Genomic DNA, 22,148 nt, shown 5'->3' with positions numbered 1-22,148 from the left:
TTACCGCTTTAGGTTCAGATGATCAAACTGTAGATCAGTTTACATTTAATACAACAAACAATCAGTTATCGATATCTTTAGAAAATGACGGAGCTGCACCTTTAATTGTAGATCTTTCTTCTTTAGCTTCAACTGTAACTACAAATTCACCTGTTGGAGGATTGTCAGGAAGAACTATTGCTACTCACACTGCAAATGCAACTGTAAGCACTATACAAGAATCTATTACTACTACAACTCAAGCTACTGGTAATACAGATACAGAAGTAGGATCAAGTGATGCAAACACAATTGCTACGCATACCTCTGAAAATGGAACAGTAACTAACATTAATGAAACAGTAACTTCTTTATCTCAAGACGATACTCCTAGTACTACAGATCCTTCTGCTACTGGTGAAATAACTTTTACTGATGAAACAGGAACTACTAGTACTGCTCAAGTTGTTGCAGCTGAAGCTGACAACAATATTAAAGTTGGAGCAAATGGTGGTGCTTATTTTGCTGGTCCAGTTATTTATTCAGCAGGAAAAGTAAATGCAGATGGTACTACAAATCCTGGTGCTATTTATAATGCAACAATTACTAAATTAACTACTAATAATGGTGGTGGTGGAACTGAAGGTGATTACCAAGTAACTTTCACTACTGCACTTACTAATACAAACTATATTATTCAGTTAACAATTCCTGATTGTGGTGGAAATTGTCCAGGTAATACTAATGCAAATTATGATGATCCAGGTATTACATATTACGATCAAACTGTCAATGGTTTTAAGGTAAATATTAAAGATAGCGATAACGGAACTTCACAAGGAGATGATATCGATTTAGACTTTATGTTTACAGTTATAAAATTACCATAAGATATTAAAGCAAAAGAAATGATACGAAAAATCTATATAATTTTAATATTATCTATTTTTTCTAGTTCTGATATATTTTCACAAATAGATGCTGATTCTGTTATGGGATTGCCTACAGTTACAGATAATACAGAAATGAATTCTGTAACTGGTGCCAATACAGGATCAGTAGTATACAATATAGCTCAGCGTGGTATTTTTATGTTTGATGGCACTAATTGGATATCTACTAGTTCTAACAATTGGTTAATTAATGGGAATAATGGTACTACTAGCTCCAATTTTTTAGGTACTATAGACGATGTAAAAATGGAAATTCGTTCAAATAATTTACCTATGCTTGAATTTGGTAGAAGAGGAACTCTAAATTTAGACCAAACATTCTTAGACTATAATGATGTTAATCAGCCCTTAGTACATTTAAATGGAAATGGAACTATTTCGGCTTTACAATTTGCTGCAGCTGGTGCTAGTTTTTATAAACCAATGTTTTTTACAACTACTAATGGTAGCTTTAGACTAAAAGGTAGTTCTGGAGGGACAGATCTGTTTGAGATAGGTTCTTCTGGTGATGGCAACAATGGACAACTAGATGTAATTATAGGTGATGATGGTGCAGAACCAATTAGCTTCAAGCGATTTGATTACAGAAACCAATCCTATAGAGAATTATTTAGGGTTCAAGGACATGCAGATGTTCCAGATGCCAAAACTAGATTTGGAATTAATATTAATCCAAATTATGTTGCAGTTGACCCTAACTATAATCAATCCCCTTCAGGATATAATATAGCAAACTCTACTTTACAAGTTCAGGGTTCAGTTTCTAAATCAATTACTACCACAACTGGTAATTTAACATTAACTGAAGACCATTATTCAATTATAATAAACGGTAATCATACGATTACTCTTCCTAATGCTAATACGTGTTTGGGTAGAGAGTATATTTTAAAGAATGTAACAAGTAACAATATAAATATTTCAAATTACCTTAACTTATCAAATAACAATACTAATTCAGTTGCTGGAAATAGTACCTTATCAATTCAAAGTGATGGTACTAATTGGCATCAAATGAGTAATGAAAATAATGGATCATCAGGAGGAGGAAGTTCTACATTAACTTACATTGATAAATTTAACAATGGTAATTCAACTTTATCTGTAAATGGATTTAATACGAATGGAACTTTAATTCCTTTAAATTCTGTTAGAGTTTCAAATGGTTCAGTAAATAATATTAATAACAGTCAAGTTCAGATAACAGAAGCTGGTTTATATGAAATATCATATTCAGTTTCAATTCTTAAAGCTTCAAACTTTAATAGACCTTCATTTGAAGTTGTGGTTTGTGAAAATAATAACCCTATAGCAAATACTGGTGCAATTGTGACACTTCCTGGAGCTAATTCAGCTGCAAGATATGCTAATGCTTCAAGAACCGTTCTTTTAAATTTAAATCAATTTCAAAGTTACGGGATTAAAATAAGAGGTATAAATTTAACTACTCTAAACGTGGTTATCAATGGTAATGCTAGCGGAATGACTATCAAAAAAATTAATTAATCTAGATGAAGATGAAAACAAAAGCTCTTTTTTATTTCTTTTTTATTAGCTTTCAATTAGTTTTTTCTCAAATAGATGCAGATTCTGTTATGGGGGTACCTACTGTGGCTAATAGTACTGAAATGAATTCTGTAACTGGTGCAAATACTGGTTCTATTGTTTATAATATTGCAGAAAGAGGTATTTATATGTTTGATGGTACTAACTGGATATCAACCAGTTCTAATAATTGGTTAATTAATGGAAATACAGGAACTACAAACGCTAATTTTTTAGGTACTATAGACGACGTAAAAATGGAAATTCGTTCAAATAATACACCTATGCTTGAATTTGGAAGAAGAGGAACATTGAATTTAGACCAAACATTTTTAGATTATGATGACGTTGATCAACCCTTAGTACATTTAAATGGAAATGGCACTATTTCTGCTTTACAATTTGCTGCAGCTGGTGCTAATTTTTACAAGCCAATGTTTTTTACAACTCCTAATGGTAGTTTTAGATTAAAAGGTAGTTCTGGAGGAACTGATTTTTTTGAAATAGGTTCTGGTGGTAATACCAATAATGGAAGGTTAGATATAATTATTGCTGATGATGGCGCTGAACCAATTAGTTTTAAACGTTTTGATTATAGAAATCAATCTTACAGAGAACTTTTTAGAGTTCAAGGTCATGCTAATGTTGCTGATGCAAAAACTAGATTCGGTATAAATATCAATCCTAATTATGTTGCTGTTGATCCAACTTATAATGAATCTCAAGCGGGATTTAACATTGCTAATTCAACTTTACAAGTTCAAGGATCTATTTCTAAATCTATAGAAACAGTATCTGCTAATTTAACATTAACTGAAGATCATCATACAATTCTAGTTACTTCAGCTGTCACAATTACTTTGCCTGCAGCGAATACTTGTACAGGTAGAGTTTATGTTATTAAAAATTCCTCTGGAAACAATTTAACATTATCCAATTATGTAGATTCTGATAACAATAACTTAACCAGTTTTAATGGAAAAATTTTATGGTTACAAAGTGATGGGACAAATTGGCAACAAATAAACAGAAAAGAAATTAGTGATCCAGGTTTACAATATTATACTTGGAATATAGCTAATACAACTCAACCTAATATTGATAATGTTCGTTCATTAGGACAATCTACAAGTCAAGGAATTACTAACACAGACTTAAATGATACATCTAGAGGAACTATTGCACCTGACACACAAGGGTATATTTTACTATATAAAGGTACACTCAATGTAAACAATACAGGTGATTTTACATTTAATGGTAGGTCTGATGATGGAACAAGAATATATATAGATGATGTATTAGTTTTAGAGAATTGGTTTGATCAGGGAGCAACAACTAGATCTGCTACTATTAATTTAGCCAAAGGAGAACATAAAATTGAGTTTTGGTATTATGAAAATGCAGGAGGCGACTTTATGCAATTTACTTGGGGTGCAAACCCAGATGGATATACTGTAAATAGTGTTATACAAGCAAATCAATTTTCTATTAAATAAAAAGAACATTCTTATTAAAAAAAAGCAATCAAATAACACTTTTCCTCTATCATGTGCTAAAGCAAATCTCAAAATTACAATCAATAAATCAACTCTAGCAATACAAAATATTTTTATTTTATTAAAATTCAATCATTTACAACATTTAACATAAATTAAAATTTGTAAGGAAAGATAAAAAACACGACTAATAATGAAAATAATGTATTTTAGAGACATTAGATAAAAAAAACACACTATTTAACTGATAAAAAGTGACTTATATCGAAAATATGTGTCTTAAATATAAACATAGTATTATGTATTAATTTAAATAAACGTGTTATATTTGCACTACATTAATTGTTTAATTTTCAAATACTTATCCCTATGGTAGTTGATCCCTAAAATGAAAACAATTAATTTGTAAGTTTTGTAATGTAAGTTTTAAAATAATTCGGGGGCGAATATGAAAAATATTATATATGCATCATTATTAATGGTGGGGGCTATCAATGCCCAAACTTCTTTCAAAAATTTTGGTAACATCCAAATGCACTCAGAAGCAGAAGTAGGTTTTCACACAGATATGATCAATGACGGTCAATTCGAAAATAATCAAGGTTTTACTGGTTTTTACAGCGATTCAGGAGCTAGAGTAATTTCTGGAAACAATAGAGCTGTTTTTAACAATGTTGAAATTGACGCTATAGATGATTTACAACTTGAAACTTCAGTAGGTGTCACTAATGAATTAGAATTTGTGAATGGTAAAGTACTTACTCCACGTGATAATGTAAATGTATCTCTAGATTTTATTAATCATGATTTTTATGTGGGTGAAGATGATTTCAGACACACAGATGGTTATGCTTCTGTATTAGGTAGTGAAGAGTTTACATTTCCTATTGGTGATGATGACAGATTCAGACCAATGATAGTTCCAAATCAAAACTCTGAAACGTATTTTAATGGAGCATACTTCTTTGAAGATCCTAATTCGCCAACTACTTTTAATACTGATTTTGATACTGAGAACAAACAAATATTTCTTGAAAATATTAGCAATTTAGAGTTTTGGGATTTAGATGGTAATACTGAAACCACAGTTACTTTAACATGGGATGCTGATAGTGATATTGAATCTATTTCTGAAGACTTATCTAGATTAACTGTTGTTGGGTGGAATAAAGGTCAAAACAGATGGTTTGATTTAGGTGGAAATGATATCAGCGGTAATAGTACTTCTGGTAGACTTACTTCTTCAACATTTGTTCCTGATGATTTCGATATTATTACTATAGGATCAGTTGTTCCTAAAGGAGATTTAGGTGATGATGTTAACATTTTAATGTCTCCTAATGATGATAGTACAAATGATGCTTTAGTATTTGAAGGTTTAGAGCAATTTAAAAGAAACACACTTACCATTTTTAACAGATGGGGTAATTCAGTTTTAGAAGTAGAAAGCTACAATAATGATTGGGTTGGTATTTCTGAAGGTAGAGCTACTGTCAATAAAAATGAAAAATTACCAGCAGGAACATATTTTTATGTTTTAAACTTTGGTAATGAACAATTAGATAGAAAATTAACTGGTTGGGTTTACATTAGCAGATAATTTTGTTTTTAACTTTGGAGTTGTTGGATTGTAACCAAATGCAGGATCTATTAATTCAATCCCCAAATGACTCATAATAAAACCAATACTAGAATAGTGATGAATAGCATGACTATGTGCTTGTGCTAATGCCGCCCCTAACGTATAATTAGTTATTACTTTTCCATTACCTAAATCATCAGAAACTTTAATCAATACATCTAAATCTGTATTTTTAATAGCTTCTAATTCTTTTAAAATATTATTAAAATACTCAATACCTGATGCAGTTTTTTGTTGAGCTAACTCATTTCTTTCTCTATTAGAAAAATCAATAACACCTACCTCAATTCCTTTGAAAATACATGAAAATATATCTAAAATATGTCTCATGTTATTACCTATACTAGAATAATAAGGAGGAACAGAACAATCACTATATTGATCGTCAGAAATAGTCTCTAATAAATTAATCCCTCTTTTTAAATTTAGTTCTATTGCATCTATCATTATCCAAAAATCATAATTATTTTTCAAAAAAAAAATAAAAAAAACGAATAATCCATATTAATAGTTATAAGTATAAACAGCTTAATTAAATGAAGTTTTGGTTGAACGAGAAATATGTACAAAATGATTTATTCTTTTTTGGCATGCTATTTGGTTTTATTGAATACAAATGCGGAAGCTGAAAAGCATATTTAGAGTAAGCAAAACCCTAAAACTTAGAAATTATGAGAAAACATTTAATTTTATTAGTAAGTGCGGTATTCATGTCAATAACATTAGTTAATGCTAAAAGTACCAATACAGAAAAAATTGGGGTTCACAATCGTTACAACGATGCTGTTACCTTTTTTGAACGAGGAATAAAATTTCACATTTTTTTTAATGGTGATTTTGATTTTAATACTCGTAGAAATTATAACAATTACGGAATAAAAATTAAAAGAGATCGTAGAGGAAAAGTAAGAAGAATTGGTAATGTATTTATCAATTACGATCACAGAGGTAATGTTAAAAGAATTGGTAATGTATACATGAATTACAGATTCGGACAGTTGGTTAAGGTTGGTAATTTATTTATTTCATATGATAGATGGGGAAATCCTTATTTTAAAGGACGTGTTAAGAGAGATAGATATTACCATAATGATGATAATTGTTCTATTAACTCAAGTTTCAATAATGTTTATGAATTTGATGATGCTTTTTTCTACAGAAATTCATTTAAAAGAAACTATTACAAAATTAGAGAGGATAAAAACTTTTATTATTACAAATCTAGAGCTAGAAATAATACATCTAAAAAAGCTCAAATTATAAAACGAAGAAAAGTAAAAAAGAAAGCTTACAGAAAACATATAAGAAGAAATAGAAAGTAGTTCAATAAAAAAAAGAGAATTTAGCCATATAGTTAAATTCTCTTTTCTATTTAAAATCAGTATTAAATTTATTTTTTTTCTAATAAATTCTCAACTTTTTCTAACCTATTCTCTAATTTTTCTATAATTGATAATAACTTATCATTATCTGATTGAGATTTTTGTAGACTAGATTCTTGTTTTTTTAATTTTTGAATCTCCTTTTCTTGTTGAATCGTATATAATGTTAGCTCCTCAATTTTCTCAAGTAACTTTTTATTCATTTCTCCTAACATTATACCATTTTTCTCAACTTCTTTTGCTGAAGGAATATTCTTCAAATACCCGTTTTCTTTAATATGATTCTCTACCTCTTTTAAACTAGGTAACTTATAATCATCTACAAAAACATAATCTGGCCATCCTACTAAATCTACTTTTACTTCTTTTGAGTGAATGGTTCCATTTACAGCTAGTTTTGAATCTGGATTTCTAGTTCCTATCCCAACATTTCCTACATCAAAATAAGTATACTTATTTGTCCTAGAATCAATATTTACTCTTAGATCATGTTCCGTTTTAGATTTTGCATGATGCATTTTAAATAACGATATTAATTCTCCTTGATCAGCTCCTCCTGGTTTCATTTCTATAACATTATGTGCATAAACACCTGGTTTACTTCCGAAAACTAAGCTATGACCTGCCCAATTAAAATTTGTTGTTCTCCAACCATTTGTTACTGTTCCTCCTGTTAAATTAATTGATCTTGGACTTAACTCTCCTGTCTGACCGTTTAATGTCATTGAATAATAATCTTTTTTTGTTGCAGATCTACCTGTTCCCCAATAAAAGTTACCATTGGTATGAAAACCGAACATTAACTCATCAGTTCCGCCGGGGTGAAAAACTAAAGCACCGTGAGCTCCTCCTGTAAATTGTAATCTATTAGAAAAATTATTTACAGAAGGTGTTATATTACTACTTTTTAAAGACAAAGAACTACCAACTATCCTACCGTTTACATCAAGTTTTTCAGAAGGTGAAGTAGTTCCTATACCTACATTACCTCCTAAAGGGTTTATAGACATGTCATATTCCTGGTTATCGGAATTTTGAACTTGTAACCAAGCCGTTTTATAATCTCCAATCCCCATAAATAGCTTAGTTTGAGTACCTATTCCATCAACAGAGGAAATAGCAAAACCAGATTTTTGAACTGTATTATTATATGATGCAGATGGAAAGCCTCCATTCGATGTATCAATATGTAACCCTGTTATAGGAGCTACAGTACCTATACCAACATTTCCATTAATTGCTAAATGTGTACCTGTTGTAACGTGAGTACCTGCACCATAACCTATAGCAACACCTTTATACTGGGATTTATCTCCTGTATCTGGCTGTAAATGTAGCGTACTATAATATTTTCCATAAGCCCCACTAATATCACTATGCCTAGATAAAATCCAAGAACGTCTAGTATTTGTTTTACCTGCTACACCAAGTTCTAATGTGTTATTTACATTTCTGTATAATTGAAAAATGTCTCCTCTAGATGTTACACTCGGATAACTAGCTTCTGAATCGTTTCTTACAATTGGTTCTTGAGCATTCATAGCAAATGCAAGCCCTAAAAGGGCAATAGATGCAATTTTTGTTTTCATATATTTATTTTTAAATCAACCTAATAAAGGTGCGAATATAGGAATTTATTCAAAATAACAAAACCTGCTTAAAGCAGGTTTTTATTGTTAAACTGTTCTGGTATTGCAGGACCAATATCCTTGTAAAAATTTAGAAAATATTCAAAATCTTTTTCTTTATTATCTGTCGGGTAAAAAGGTTCATTTACCTTTATTGTTTTGTTTTTAAAATCGAAAGCAAACATTACTATTGGCACATTTGCTCCTTTTGCTATGTAATAAAAACCTGTTTTCCATTTCTCTACATATTTTCTAGTTCCTTCAGGAGAAATTCCTAATCGAAACTCTTCTTTTTCATTATAAATATTAATAATAGCATCTACAAAATTGTTACTTTTCGTTCTATCAACTGGTGTACCTCCTAATTTTCTATAAATAAAACCAAATGGTGGCTTAAATAATGAAGCCTTACCAACAAAATCAATAGGAATTTGGATTATATTTCTTGTTAAAATAGCAATTGGAAAATCTTTCCAACTAGTATGGGGAGCTCCTATTAAAACATATTTTTTTATATCGCCTCGAAAGCTTCCTTCAATTTTCCATCCTAAGATTTTATGAAAAATAAATTTAGAAATTACATGTATCATCAATAGATTTTAAAGTGGTAAATTTACCGTTTTAATTTTACTTTAATGACAGGTCAACTACTATATCTTTTACTCACTAGTTTTGTTGGAATTATTATAGGCTATTTATTATCGTATATCATTCAAAAAAATAAAGCTTCTGTACTTGAAAATGAAAAAATAAGTCTACAAGAACGAAATAATGTACTTTTAGTAGATAAGACTTCTAATTCTGAAACTATTACTTCTTTACGAAATGAATTAAAGTTTGTTGTTTCTGAAAAAGATATATTGAAGGAACGTAATAACACCTTAAAGGAATATAAAACTCTTTCTGACAATAACTTAGATGAGTTAAAAGAAGAGTTAAAATTCATTCAAAAAGAAAAGGAAAACCTTATTAAAATGAATACGCGTCAAGATGTTGATTTAAAAAATTTAAATCATAAACTAATTGACCAAAAAGAAGAAATAGAAGGTTTACAAGAAAAATTCACAAAAGAATTTGAAAATTTAGCTAATAAAATTTTAGAAGAAAAATCGAATAAATTCACTGTTCAGAATAAAGAAAATATCAAAAATATTTTAGATCCTTTAGAAAAGAAAATCAAAGATTTTGAGGATAAGGTTGATAAAACACACAAAGAAAGTATCGATTATCACTCTGCGCTTCGTCAACAAATAATAGGATTAAAAGAGTTAAATGCTCAAATGAGTAAAGAAACTATCAACTTAACTAAAGCTTTAAAAGGTGACAGTAAAACTCAAGGGAACTGGGGAGAATTGGTACTGGAACGCGTACTTGAAAAATCAGGATTAGAAAAAGATAGAGAATACTTTGTTCAACAATCATTTACTAATGAAGAAGGGAAACGTGTGTTGCCAGATGTTGTAATTCATTTACCCGATCATAAAAAAATGATTGTAGATAGTAAAGTATCTCTTACTGCATATGAACAATTTGTAAATACAGAAGATGACCTTGAGAAAGAACAATTTTTAAAAGAGCATATTCTTTCTTTAAAGCGTCATGTTGAACAACTATCTGAAAAGAAATATGAAGATCTCTATAAAATTGAATCACCTGATTTTGTTTTACTTTTTGTTCCTATTGAACCTGCTTTTGCGGTAGCTTTAAGTGAAGATAACACACTTTATAACAAGGCTTTTGAAAGAAACATTGTTATTGTTACTCCTACTACCCTATTGGCTACGCTTCGTACTATTGATACCATGTGGAATAATGAAAAACAGCAGCGTAACGCAATAGAAATAGCAAGACAAGCTGGTGCTTTATATGATAAGTTTGAAGGGTTACTAAAAGATTTAATTAACATTGGTAAGAGAATAGACGCTACTAAAACTGAATATAGCGCAGCTATGAACAAATTGGTTGAAGGAAGAGGTAATTTAATAACTAGTGTTGAAAAACTCAAGAAAATGGGTGCTAAAGCCAAAAAAGTACTACCTAAAAACATTATAGATAGAGCTAAAGAAAATTAAAATATCAAAAACATTTTTTTAAATATTCAATCGTACAATGTTTATTATAATTTGTACGATTTTTTTATTCTCATTATTGAAATGTTTTTCATATGAATTGTTATCTACACTATTTTTCATCTCGTTTGACTACCTAAAAAATTTTCAAATAGAAATTAATAAAATCAAGTAACTATTTCATTAAAACTAAAAAAACTATACATAACAAAAAAGACTGTCTTAAAAGACAGTCTTTTTATATTTTAAACGGATTAAGAATTAGTTTCCTTGCTCCATTTTCTTCTTTAATTCAGCTAAACCACCGATATCACCTAAAGTCGTTTTTTCAGACTCTTGAGCTTTCTTAGCAGCTGCTTTTACGTTTCTTTGCTCTTCTTCTCTAAAGATTGAAGTATGAGAAACTACTACCTTACGGTATTCTTTACTAAACTCGATTACAACAAACTCTACTGTATCTCCTTTAGCTAATTTACCTCCGTCTTCTTTTTCTAAGAAACGAGCTGGAGCAAAAGCTTCAACACCATCTTCAAAAGTTACGGTAGCACCTTTATCATTTTTAGTAGTAATTGTTCCTTCGAACTTAGATCCGATAGTATACTTAGATTCGTGAGCATCCCAAGGGTTATCTTGAGTTTGCTTGTGACCTAAGTTTAACTTACGGTTTTCAACATCTAATTCTAATACTTGAACAGCTAACTTATCACCAACAGTTACAAATTCTGATGGATGCTTCACTTTCTTAGTCCAAGATAAATCAGAGATGTAAACTAATCCGTCAATACCTTCTTCTAATTCTACGAATACACCAAAGTTAGTGTAGTTACGAACAGTTCCTTCGTGTTGAGAACCAACTGGGAACTTAGTAGTAATATCTGTCCATGGATCTGGGTGTAATTGCTTCATACCTAAAGACATCTTACGCTCTTCGCGATCTAATGTTAAGATTTGAGCCTCTACCTCGTCACCAACAGTTACGAAATCTTGAGCAGAACGTAAGTGAGTAGACCAAGACATTTCAGATACGTGGATTAATCCTTCAACACCATCTTCAACCTCTACAAACGCACCATAATCAGCTAAAACAACTACTTTACCTTTTACTTTATCTCCTACTTTTAAGTCAGAGTTTAAAGCTTCCCATGGGTGAGCAGATAATTGTTTTAAACCTAATTGAATTCTAGACTTGTTATCATCAAAGTCTAAGATTACAACATTTAATTTTTGATCTAACTCAACAACCTCACTTGGGTGATTGATACGAGACCAAGATAAATCTGTAATGTGAACTAAACCGTCAACACCACCTAAGTCAACGAACACACCATAAGAAGTTACGTTTTTAACAACACCTTCTAATACTTGTCCTTTTTCTAATTGACCGATGATTTCACGTTTTTGCTCTTCTAAATCAGCTTCGATTAATGCTTTATGAGAAACTACTACGTTCTTAAATTCGTGGTTGATTTTAACAACTTTGAATTCCATAGTTTTCTCTACGTATTGATCGTAATCACGGATAGGCTTCACATCAATTTGAGAACCTGGTAAGAATGCTTCAATTCCGAAAACATCAACAATCATACCTCCACGAGTTCTACACTTAACAAAACCGTTAACGATTTCTCCAGTTTCGTGTGCATTATTAACTCTATCCCATGCTTTAATTACACGTGCTTTTTTGTGAGATAATACTAACTGACCAGAAGAATCTTCTCTCTTATCAACTAATACTTCTACTTTATCACCAACAGCTAAATTAGGGTTGTAACGGAATTCGTTTAATGAAATAACTCCTTCAGATTTAGAGTTAATATCAATAATAGCATCACGATCAGTGATACGTACAACCGCACCTTCGATAACATCACGCTCGTTTACGAAACCTACAGTTCCTTCTAACGCTTGTTCGAATTCTTTTAATTTTGACTCATCAACCTCATCAATACCTTCTTCGTATTTATGCCAGTTAAAAGTTGCTAAAAATTGTGCTGGGCTTACAGTTTCTTCAACTGTTTTTTTTGTTTCTTCAGACATGTCTGAAATAATTTTGTATCTTTTTGTTAGCCAGATTTTTAACAACACTAACGCTAAGAGAAATTAAACTTTTGTAAAAAATTTTAAACCTTTTTTAAATCTGTTCTTGCAAAAAGGCGTGCAAATGTACAGATTTTTAATGAATTATCCTAAATTTAAATTGTTTATTACAATTAACATCAACTATATTATACCGTTTTATCTGTAAAATTAGATAAATTCTTATCTAAACATTAAATATGAGTAATTTAACATACTTTTAAATTACTCATATTCATTTTCTTTAATTTCAACTTTAAACAAATTATCAAATACATTAAAAATACTTTCAGCTTCTTTTTTACGAACTGAAATAATGTATTCACAATTCAATTCTAACTTCTGATTTATAATTTCTATCTGCTGTTTTTTAATAATTTGTTGCACCTTATTCATCATATCATAACCAAACGTTAACTTGTATTCAATATTAATAGTTTTCTCTATAATTTCAGATGCTTCTAATGCTAACTGAGCTGAACTTCTGTAGGCGTTAATCAACCCGCCAACTCCCAATTTAGTTCCACCAAAATAACGAACAGAAACAATTAAAACATTGGTAACACCAAATGCTTGAATTTGTCCGTAAATAGGCTGACCTGCCGAATTACTAGGTTCTCCATCGTCATTTGCTCTAAATCTAATTTTCTCTGTTCCCAACTGCCATGCGTAACAATGATGCCTAGCAGTATGGTGCAGCTTTCTTAGTTCTTCTAATCTATTTTTTATATCTTCTTCATTGTTAACAGGAAAGGCATAACCAAAAAATTTACTATTTCGATCTTTAAATAATGTTTCTTGTGAAGGAAGCGTAATTGTTTTGTACGTATCTTCTATCATTAGTTTTCTAAATTAGAATGTGCAAGATAAGACAATCAATTAGCTTAATAGCAATCGTGCAATACTAGCTGGTAAAATACTCTAATACTTTACTGTGTAAACTCAATAATAAAAGCTGAAATAGCTAAAAACAAACACAGTGGTGAGTAATATTTAGTATCATTAATTCCGAACTTTGTATTTTTTATTTTCTTAAAGAATCCTACATAATTAAATTCACCAATGGCTCTAATTAAAAAAATTACTCCCATAGAAATTATTCCATAACTCTTCAAAAACTCTGGTATAAAACTAAAATCAAATCTATTTAGCTTATCTAAAAATAAAATCCCCATTGCAAAAAACACCATAGCAACTATCAATGTAAGTATAGCTGGCGGCATTCTATTTTCATCTTCAGTTAATTTTTTTGGTATAACACTTTCTACACCAAAATGACCACCAAATGCCCAATAAACATGAAATATTGAAACTATAAATAAAATTAAACTACTTAATAATGATAAAAAAAATACCATACTATAACTTTTTAAATTGAGTGATAAATGTCTTAAATGTTTCTTTTCTAAAGATTGATAAATGTCAATATCGTTAATTTATGAATAAGAAAGCATATTTTATAGTAAGTTTTGCTCTATTATTTTAAATCACTATTTTAGAGAAACTTAAATAACCAAATCATGTTAAAAAACATTTCAAATTTAGGAACAATTTTAAACAAGGAAGATCAAAAATCTATCAATGGAGGTAGATGGACACAGTGCGGAAGCAGATGGTGTTGTATCACTTTACCTAACGGATACGAACTAAGAGAACCATGCTATTGTAATGCTTGGGGTAGCTGTATTTTATTGTAAGATTTAAAATCATTGAAGAGATTAAACTATTCTATGGTTTAATCTCTTTTTTATTTTTACTAAAACAAGACCGTTGCAAAACTCACTTTATTAGGATTAAAAATCCACTTTTAAATTTTTGAAGAGTATATTTTAACTTTTTTGAGTCATTTTTTGTTATTTCATAGCCTTTTTAGGTGTGTTTTTTCCCTAATTCTGACAATTAGACGCAATTATTCCTGGACTTCGATATAAATTATAACAAATAGCTTCCATAAGATTTTGAGTATGCATTTTGTTAATTCCTCTATACCTAGCAATTGCTCCATTAAACCACCTTTTTATTCCTCCAAAAGTTCGTTCGACTTTAAATCTAGTTGCTCCCACGAGTTTATTAAATTTCTTTTCCCATTTTGTTAATGGTTTATTCTTTTTAGCTTTTTTTAGAATATGATTTTTAAGTTTTCTCTCTTTTAAAAGCTGATCATTTTTTTCTGATTTATATCCTTTATCGGCTTTTAAAGGAATGTTTTCTGGTAGATCAGCTGCCTCTAATACTTCTTCTAAATTAGCGATTTCATTAGTGCTAGCTTTAGTGGTTACCACTCATAAAACGAGTCCTTCTTCATCTGTAACATAATGCTTTTTATAACCATATCTATACTTCCCTCTTTTCTTTAACCAAGAAGCTTCTTTATCTACACTCTCAGGATACTCTTTTTCTACACTAACTTCTTGAGTATCTTTTCTGTCCTCAGTAACTTTATGATTGGTCTTTCCTTTAGGTTTTAAAGGAGTATCTACTACGCTTGCATCTACAATAGCTCCTTTTTTAACTATAATATTATGAGATTCTAATTGATTGTTAATCTCTTTAAAAAGTAAATCGTAAGCATTCGCTTTTGTCATAATAGTTCTAAATCTACTTAAAGTACTGTGATCTGGTGCTGTACTGTCAATAGTTTAACCACAAAAATAGCCAAAGGAAATACTATCATTTACACGATCTTCAACTTCATAATCACTCAATCCATACCAAGTTTGTAATAAGCACATTTTAAATAATAACAAACCACTGTAACTCGGTTTCCCTGTGGCACTTTTACCTTTTTTATAATGAATTTTTATAATAGACTCGATAACTGTCCAATCTAATAAAGTATTCACCTGAGTAAAAAATGTTTGTTTTATTTTTCGAGATCGTAAATCACAAATACTATCTGCTAATGTAGGGTTATGTTGGTGTTCCATAGAATCAAGGTAAGAAAAATTAAGCAATTTTTAAAACCCCTTGCAACGGTCTTAAAACGTTGTTCTACTACTTCCCTACCTCTTCTAAATTTTATTTATTACTATTCATTTATCAAATAGCCATGAAAATAAAAAAGACAGACTTGTCTGTTTTAATTTTATTTTTATATATTTGCAATGTGAAACAGTCAAAAACAAAACAACATATTATAGAAATAGCTTCTGGGTTATTTTATAAAAACGGATATAATTCAACAGGTATTAATGAAATTATTGCTGAAGCTGGCATAGCTAAAGCTACTTTATACAATCATTTTAAATCTAAGGAAGATATTTGTTTAGCTTATTTAAAACATAAAAACGAAATCTTTTCTAATGATATTAAAATTTTCTGTGAAGAAAGAAATAGTGGAAAAGATAGAGTTTTAGCTGTTTTTGATTTTTTAAAAGCTTTTTTTAAACAAAAAGACTTTAATGGATGTTGGTGTATTAAAACTGTTTCTGAAATACCTATAGACGATGTTAGAATTAGACATGAAATTCAGTTACAAAAAAGACAATTAATTGATTTCATTAATGATTTATTAAGTCAAAACATCCCTGATTTATCAAATGATGAATCTCAAATTATTTCAAAACAAATTTACTTATTATACGAAAGTGCCGTAGCTGAAAGTCATTTACATCAAAATGATTGGCCAATAATAGAAGCTAAAAATATATGTAAAAAAATAGTATAATTTTTTTACACTAAAAAAGACAGACTTGTCTGTTCAATTGTTAATTATTAAAAATAAAAAAATGTCAAATTTTCAAAACAAAGTAGCAATCATCGTTGGTGGAACTAGCGGTATTGGTTATGCAACAACAAATCAATTATTAAATGAAGGTGCCACTGTACATATTGTTGGTAGAAGCATCGACAAGGTTGGTGACCATGAAAATCTAATCAAACATAAAGTAGATATTACAAATAAAAGTGAAGTAGCTAACCTAGTTGACACAATTGCTTCTTTAAACAGTGTAGACTATTTAGTAAATGCATCTGGTATTTTTGGTCCAAAACCTTTTTTAGATCATACTGTTGAAGATTATGATTCTTATTTAGATTTGAATAGAGGTTTCTTCTTTATAACACAAGCTGTTGCTAAAAAAATGAAAGAAAACAATTCTGGTTCTATTGTAAATGTTGGTTCAATGTGGGCTAAACAAGCTGTAAAAGCAACTCCTTCTTCTGCATATTCTATGCAAAAAGCAGGTTTACACTCATTAACACAACATTTAGCTATGGAGTTAGCCGATTACGGTATTCGTGTAAATGCTGTTTCACCTGCAGTTGTACAAACACCTGTATACCATGGAGTATTTGGTGGAAAAGAAGCTGCTGATAATGCTTTAGAGTCTTTTAATGCTTTTCACCCTATTGGTAGAAATGGTTTAGCTGATGATGTAGCAAATAGTATTACATTTTTACTTTCTGAAAAATCATCTTGGGTTACTGGTGCTATTTGGGATGTTGATGGAGGTGTAATTGCTGGTAGAAACTAAAAAGAATTGTATGCATTTAACTATAACTAATCTTTTTACCAAGCTAGGTATTCTTGGTAAAAAAGCTCCGAAAGCAATGACTACTTTTCAAGAATTTGATAAAGCAGCCATGCAAGATGGTGCAATTCCAGCAAAATATAAAGAACTAATTGCCTTAGGTGTTGCTTTAACTACTCAATGTGTTTATTGTTTAGAAATTCATAAAGAAAAAGCCATTAAAGCTGGTGCTACTGAAGAAGAACTTGCTGAGGTAACTTTTGTGGCTGCTGCATTAAGAGCAGGTGCTGCTGTTACTCATGGTACACATATAATAAACTAAAAAATTAAGGTTAAGCTAGTATATTAGCTTAACCTTAATATGTTTAAAATTTCACTTATTATGAATGAAAATCAATATGAAGTTATAATTATCGGTGGTAGTTATGCTGGTTTATCTGCTGCTATGACTCTTGGTCGATCTTTAAGAAAAACTTTAATTATAGATAGTGGTAAACCTTGTAATAGATTTACTCCTCATTCTCATAACTTTATTACCCAAGATGGTAATTCTCCTTCTAAAATTTCAAATTTAGCTAAAGAACAGGTTTTAAAATATACTACTGTAGAGTTTGTTTCTGATGAAGTAATTGATATCAAAAAAGAGAATAGTACTTTTCAAGTTTTCACAAGTTCTGACCATAATTTATCTGCTAAAAAAGTTCTTTTTGCATCTGGTATTAAAGACGTACTTCTAAATATAAAAGGTTTTAAAGAATGCTGGGGAATTTCTGTTCTTCATTGTCCTTATTGTCATGGTTACGAAGTTCATGGAAAAAAGACAGGTATTATATCTAATGGTGATACAGGCTTTGATCTATTCAAGTTAATACAAAATTGGACAGATGATTTGACTATTTTTACGAATGGTCCCTCTGAATTCTCTAAGGAGCAAACAACTGCAATCAATCAGTTTGGAGTTTCAATTATTGAAGAGGAAATTCAAGAAATTATTCATAAAAATGGCTATATCCAAAAAATCATTTTAAAGAATAATAATTCAATAAATTTAGAAGCTATATATTCTAAAATGAAATTTGAACATAATACTTTAATTCCTGTAAAACTTGGTTGTGAATTAACTGAAAATGGTTACTTATCGGTTGATTTCGAAAATAAAACAAGTATCAATGGTATATATGCTGCTGGAGATAATACATCTCCCTTAAGAACAGTAGCTAGAGCAACTTCTGAGGGTAACAAAGCTGGTATCTTTATAAATAAATCTCTAATAGAAGAAAAAATTAATATTGTTTTAAATAGTTGATTTTTAATTCTTTATCTTTTTTTAAATTAAATGAGTAAGAAAATTATAATAATAGGTAGCGGTTTATCAGGACTTTCTTTAGCTTATTTTTTGCGAAATCAAAATATTTCTGTTCAAATTATTGAAGCTAATGATCGATTAGGTGGACGAATTTTCACTAAAGAAAGCCATAATACTAAGGTTGAACTTGGGGCTACATGGTTATGGAACTATAATGTTGGTTTAAAAACTCTTTGTAGTGAATTAAATATAAATTTGTTTGAACAACAAATGGATGGCTACGCTTTATTTGAAGCTATGAACTCTGTTGGTCCTCAAAAATTTGAATTACCAAAAAACCAAGAAGTAAGTTATAGAATTGAAGGCGGTTCATCTACCATAATTAAAAAGCTTGCTGCACATATTAGTTCTGATGATATTCATTTAAAAGAAAGGGTTACTAAAATCACTGATGTTAATGATACAGTAAAAGTTACTACCAATTTATCTGAATATATTACTGATTTTGTAGTTACTACTATTCCGCCTAAACTATTAGTTAATTCCATAGATTTCAAGCCACATTTACCAGAAAAAGTATTTTCCATTGCTAATAATACACACACATGGATGAAAGACGCTATAAAATTTGCTGTTATATATAAAAAACCTTTTTGGAAAGAGTCGAAACTTTCTGGTGTTTGTTTTAGTCATGTTGGTCCTTTTACTGAACTTTATGATCATTCAGATAAACATGAAAATTATTTCTCTCTGATGGGATTTATGAATTCTAATTTATATCAATTAACCAAAGAGCAGCGCAAAAATTTAATAATAAAACAATTAGTTAAGTTTTTTGGAAAACAAGCAAACGACTTTCAATCTTATGAAGAGAAGGTATGGAAACTAGAATCTTTAACTTGTTTTAATAATCAGTTTAATGAAAATCCACATCAAAATAATGGACATCCTGTATACCAAAAATCATTTTTTAATGGTAAACTTTTTCTTGGAGGTACAGAAACATGTGAGAATTTTCCAGGTTATATGGAAGGTTGTGTATTAAGAAGTATCGAAATTTCTAAAAAATTAAAAGAGCTAGTTTAAGTTTAAACTAGCTCTTTTTGTATTATACATTAATTTTATCAAAATTATTAATTACATACTCTAACGTTGCTTCTTTGTTTTCAATAATTTTAGTGACTATCTCTTTTACAACTTCCGCTTTTTTGTTGTTTTCTTCGGATGCTTCAAAGTAAAACACGCAAAACTCTTCTCCATCTAAATCAAATTTTACATATTTTAATAATTCAGCATTTTCATCTTGAATGGTATTAAATACAATACGCTCCCAATGACGTGAGTTAATTTTAAACTCAGATTGTTTAGCTTCTATTAATTTAGACAGCTCTTTAACTTTAGGTTTATAAATATTTAATACAACACTTGTAAAGTTTTCTGAATGATAAATTCTTACATACTCATTCTCTGTAGATTTAGCTTTTTCATACTCTTTAAAAACATCATCAGCTTTTAAAGTTTCTCCTGTTTCTTTTAACACTGTAAACTTGTGAAACAGCCATCTACTATGATCTTTATTTTCTTCTGCTACTTCTTCTAAACTTTGTAATGCTAATTCATACTCTTTTAAAACAATATGTGCTTCGATTTTTAACAGCTGAAAAGGGTATTTTTCAATACTATAGTTCGTTAAAATTGATTTGATCTCTTCAAAGTTACCTTCCTCTTTTAAATCTGTGAGCAAATTATATAAATCTAACTCTCTTTTATCTTCAATAACTTCTTGTATTCCTTCATAAACTTGCTTTAAATAAGCTACTTCATCTTTAGAAGTTCCTGAGTCTTCTCCTCTAGCTTCATACAATAAAAATACTTTATCAAAAGCCTCTAGCGCCTCTTTATGTCTATCCAAGCCATTGTATATAAAACCTAGTTGTAACCATGCTGGAGCATAACCATCTTCAATATCAATAGAGGCTTGAATTGCTTTTAAAGCATTATCATAATCTGCAACTGAATCGTATGAGTATGATAATCTATAATGCCATTTAAAATCATCTTTGGCTTCCTCTTTAAAAGTAAGCATCTGTTTAATTGCTTCATCAAATAATCCAAAATTATTTAATGCTCTACAATACAAAGAAGATACTTCATAATCCAGTTTATCTAAACTTCTACAAGCTTCAATAATTTCTTGATGTTTATCTATTTCGTGCCAATTTTGTAATTGTTGAATAAAGGCTTCTCTATTTTCATTTATATCAATAACTTCTTTATGATTGTCAATCATCAATAAGTAAATTGTATCTGGATAAATTGTATCATCACTAGTGTAAATAATCCAATCTGTAATTTCATCTTCTCCAAATTGAAATTGATCACCTTCATTAAGCCTTTCTATATAATAGGGCTGATTTAATAAAACTCCTGTAAATGTTGTTTTAGTGATATCTACCAATTCAAACCACAAATGTTCTGTATCAAAACCATTTTCTTCATCTTTATATCCTTCATCAACTTCTACTCCAACCTTAATAAGAATTTTATTTTCATTTTTAAAAGCATTCTCATATACATAATCAATTCGCTCTACAGCCAAACTCTTCATTCGTTGAGTTTCTTTATTACTGATAAAAAACAAAGGATTCTCTTGTAAATGAGGAATTATATCATTCATAGAACTTAATCTTTTTTGCTCATAATCTTCTTCAGATTTATACAAGAATAAAACTCCGCAAGGAAAATCATGCCCTACTCTATCTTCATAACTGGCACCTAAACAATTAAAATCTTCTATGGTTTCTTCCCATTTTTTCCAAGTAACAACAATATCGTGTCCTAAAAAAATAGGCTCTAATTCTTTTTCAGATAAGTTATTATCTATAGCCTTAACAGCCAATGTTTCAATAACACTACTTACGGCTCTATAACCATCATTCTCTTTGCTTGCATTTAAAATTTCTAATTCAATAGTACCACACCTATTCAATCCATGTGTATGCAACCAAACTTCATTATCATCTCCTGAAACTGCATGAATTCTGTATAAATATGACGGTGGAGGTGGAATTTCAGATTCAGCACACAATGTTGCCCATTTACCTGATAAAATACTTAACGAACTATAATCAACTATACTTGATAAATTGGGTAATAAAGCACATAAAATCTTTATTTGTAAATGGTAAGAAGCCAAGTTATCTTCATTAAAATGAGTTATTACAGTAATTCCCATCTGAGCATTTCTTAACCTTTCGATTTCAATTTCTGTTAATTGATGCGATAAATTAAAGAAATGATCTACTGAAACTTCTTCTAGCTCTATACGATAATTGAAACGTTCTTCTTTATATAATAATGAAACAACTGCTCTATCTTCATTCTCTTTCATTTCAATTTCTAACTCTTCAAAATCATCAAAAAAAGATAAACGATCTAAAACCTTACCTAAATTTAAAAAGGCATCTCCAGATGCTACTCCTTGTATTATAGATTTCATTTTATAATCTGATTCTTCTAATAATCTAGTGTAAGTTTGAATATTCATAGTGGGGGTATTAAAATATAATTTAGTTGATTTTAGAAATTATATACCTT

General features: G+C 29.7%; 19 protein-coding genes and 1 pseudogene. 12 read left to right on the top strand and 8 right to left on the bottom strand.

Annotated elements, in window-relative coordinates; translation table 11 throughout:
* The 4 genes from EYW44_RS22370 to EYW44_RS20895 form a co-directional block, all read left to right on the top strand.
* The coding region (locus EYW44_RS22370) for a hypothetical protein (protein WP_165872291.1) at window positions 1-869 on the top strand (869 nt) is incomplete at its 5' end.
* 18 nt (window positions 870-887) lie between these two features.
* Window positions 888-2,438, top strand: a complete 1,551-nt coding sequence (locus EYW44_RS20905; protein WP_132727471.1) for a hypothetical protein — start codon at window positions 888-890, stop codon at window positions 2,436-2,438.
* An 11-nt stretch (window positions 2,439-2,449) separates the two neighbouring features.
* Window positions 2,450-3,976, top strand: a complete 1,527-nt coding sequence (locus EYW44_RS20900) for a PA14 domain-containing protein (RefSeq protein ID WP_165872290.1) — start codon at window positions 2,450-2,452, stop codon at window positions 3,974-3,976.
* A 448-nt stretch (window positions 3,977-4,424) separates the two neighbouring features.
* Window positions 4,425-5,576, top strand: a complete 1,152-nt coding sequence (locus EYW44_RS20895) for a gliding motility-associated C-terminal domain-containing protein (protein ID WP_132727466.1) — start codon at window positions 4,425-4,427, stop codon at window positions 5,574-5,576.
* Here the strand turns inward: EYW44_RS20895 and EYW44_RS20890 are convergent.
* Window positions 5,547-6,065 (bottom strand): DinB family protein, encoded by a 519-nt coding sequence (locus EYW44_RS20890; protein WP_132727463.1) that lies wholly within the window; start codon window positions 6,063-6,065, stop codon window positions 5,547-5,549. The two genes, EYW44_RS20895 and EYW44_RS20890, sit on opposite strands and share 30 nt — an antisense overlap.
* Before the next feature lie 224 nt (window positions 6,066-6,289).
* Between EYW44_RS20890 and EYW44_RS20885 the strand changes: the two genes are divergently transcribed.
* Window positions 6,290-6,940 carry a hypothetical protein gene (locus tag EYW44_RS20885; protein WP_132727460.1) on the top strand — a complete coding sequence of 217 codons (651 nt, stop codon included), beginning with the start codon at window positions 6,290-6,292 and terminating at the stop codon, window positions 6,938-6,940.
* A gap of 68 nt (window positions 6,941-7,008) precedes the next feature.
* Here the strand turns inward: EYW44_RS20885 and EYW44_RS20880 are convergent, their stop codons facing one another.
* On the bottom strand, window positions 7,009-8,589 hold the full coding sequence (locus EYW44_RS20880; RefSeq protein ID WP_132727457.1) for a tail fiber protein: 1,581 nt from the start codon (window positions 8,587-8,589) through the stop codon (window positions 7,009-7,011).
* Between the two features lie 68 nt (window positions 8,590-8,657).
* Window positions 8,658-9,218 (bottom strand): 1-acyl-sn-glycerol-3-phosphate acyltransferase, encoded by a 561-nt coding sequence (locus EYW44_RS20875; protein ID WP_373681081.1) that lies wholly within the window; start codon window positions 9,216-9,218, stop codon window positions 8,658-8,660.
* A gap of 45 nt (window positions 9,219-9,263) precedes the next feature.
* Here EYW44_RS20875 and rmuC point away from each other — a divergent pair, with 45 nt between their 5' ends.
* Window positions 9,264-10,700 carry a DNA recombination protein RmuC gene (rmuC, locus tag EYW44_RS20870; protein ID WP_132727454.1) on the top strand — a complete coding sequence of 479 codons (1,437 nt, stop codon included), beginning with the start codon at window positions 9,264-9,266 and terminating at the stop codon, window positions 10,698-10,700.
* Window positions 10,701-10,958: 258 nt separating this feature from the next.
* On the opposite strand, the gene rpsA is transcribed toward rmuC, so the two are convergent.
* The 3 genes from rpsA to EYW44_RS20855 form a co-directional block, all read right to left on the bottom strand.
* Window positions 10,959-12,734, bottom strand: coding sequence for a 30S ribosomal protein S1 (rpsA, locus tag EYW44_RS20865; RefSeq protein ID WP_132727451.1), 1,776 nt, complete (start codon window positions 12,732-12,734; stop codon window positions 10,959-10,961).
* Between the two features lie 264 nt (window positions 12,735-12,998).
* Window positions 12,999-13,613 carry an IMPACT family protein gene (locus EYW44_RS20860; RefSeq protein ID WP_132727448.1) on the bottom strand — a complete coding sequence of 205 codons (615 nt, stop codon included), beginning with the start codon at window positions 13,611-13,613 and terminating at the stop codon, window positions 12,999-13,001.
* Between the two features lie 89 nt (window positions 13,614-13,702).
* Entirely contained in the window at window positions 13,703-14,131 is a 429-nt protein-coding gene (locus tag EYW44_RS20855; protein WP_132727445.1) for a DUF3995 domain-containing protein, read from the bottom strand.
* A gap of 162 nt (window positions 14,132-14,293) precedes the next feature.
* Here EYW44_RS20855 and EYW44_RS22365 point away from each other — a divergent pair, with 162 nt between their 5' ends.
* The gene (locus EYW44_RS22365) at window positions 14,294-14,470 is read left to right on the top strand and encodes a hypothetical protein (RefSeq protein ID WP_165872289.1); all 177 of its coding nucleotides are present in this window, start codon (window positions 14,294-14,296) and stop codon (window positions 14,468-14,470) included.
* Between the two features lie 189 nt (window positions 14,471-14,659).
* Here the strand turns inward: EYW44_RS22365 and EYW44_RS20850 are convergent.
* A pseudogene (locus EYW44_RS20850) lies at window positions 14,660-15,700 on the bottom strand (IS5 family transposase).
* 179 nt (window positions 15,701-15,879) lie between these two features.
* Here EYW44_RS20850 and EYW44_RS20845 point away from each other — a divergent pair.
* From EYW44_RS20845 to EYW44_RS20825, 5 genes are all read left to right on the top strand, one after another.
* Window positions 15,880-16,440: a TetR/AcrR family transcriptional regulator gene (locus tag EYW44_RS20845; protein WP_132727442.1), complete on the top strand. Its 561-nt coding sequence runs from the start codon at window positions 15,880-15,882 to the stop codon at window positions 16,438-16,440.
* Window positions 16,441-16,501: 61 nt separating this feature from the next.
* Entirely contained in the window at window positions 16,502-17,248 is a 747-nt protein-coding gene (locus tag EYW44_RS20840; protein ID WP_132727439.1) for an SDR family NAD(P)-dependent oxidoreductase, read from the top strand.
* 10 nt (window positions 17,249-17,258) lie between these two features.
* Window positions 17,259-17,567, top strand: coding sequence for a carboxymuconolactone decarboxylase family protein (locus EYW44_RS20835; protein WP_132727436.1), 309 nt, complete (start codon window positions 17,259-17,261; stop codon window positions 17,565-17,567).
* 60 nt (window positions 17,568-17,627) lie between these two features.
* The gene (locus EYW44_RS20830; RefSeq protein ID WP_132727434.1) at window positions 17,628-18,551 is read left to right on the top strand and encodes an NAD(P)/FAD-dependent oxidoreductase; all 924 of its coding nucleotides are present in this window, start codon (window positions 17,628-17,630) and stop codon (window positions 18,549-18,551) included.
* Window positions 18,552-18,581: 30 nt separating this feature from the next.
* On the top strand, window positions 18,582-19,637 hold the full coding sequence (locus EYW44_RS20825; RefSeq protein WP_132727431.1) for a flavin monoamine oxidase family protein: 1,056 nt from the start codon (window positions 18,582-18,584) through the stop codon (window positions 19,635-19,637).
* A 22-nt stretch (window positions 19,638-19,659) separates the two neighbouring features.
* Here the strand turns inward: EYW44_RS20825 and EYW44_RS20820 are convergent, their stop codons facing one another.
* Window positions 19,660-22,098: an Imm51 family immunity protein gene (locus EYW44_RS20820; RefSeq protein ID WP_132727428.1), complete on the bottom strand. Its 2,439-nt coding sequence runs from the start codon at window positions 22,096-22,098 to the stop codon at window positions 19,660-19,662.
* Window positions 22,099-22,148: the final 50 nt, after the last annotated feature.

Source organism: Tenacibaculum sp. M341, from assembly GCF_004337695.1.
Classification (GTDB): Bacteria; Bacteroidota; Bacteroidia; order Flavobacteriales; family Flavobacteriaceae; genus Polaribacter.
The sequence above is the reverse complement of the archived record's forward strand: the minus strand, read 5'-3'. Positions and strand labels throughout refer to the sequence as shown.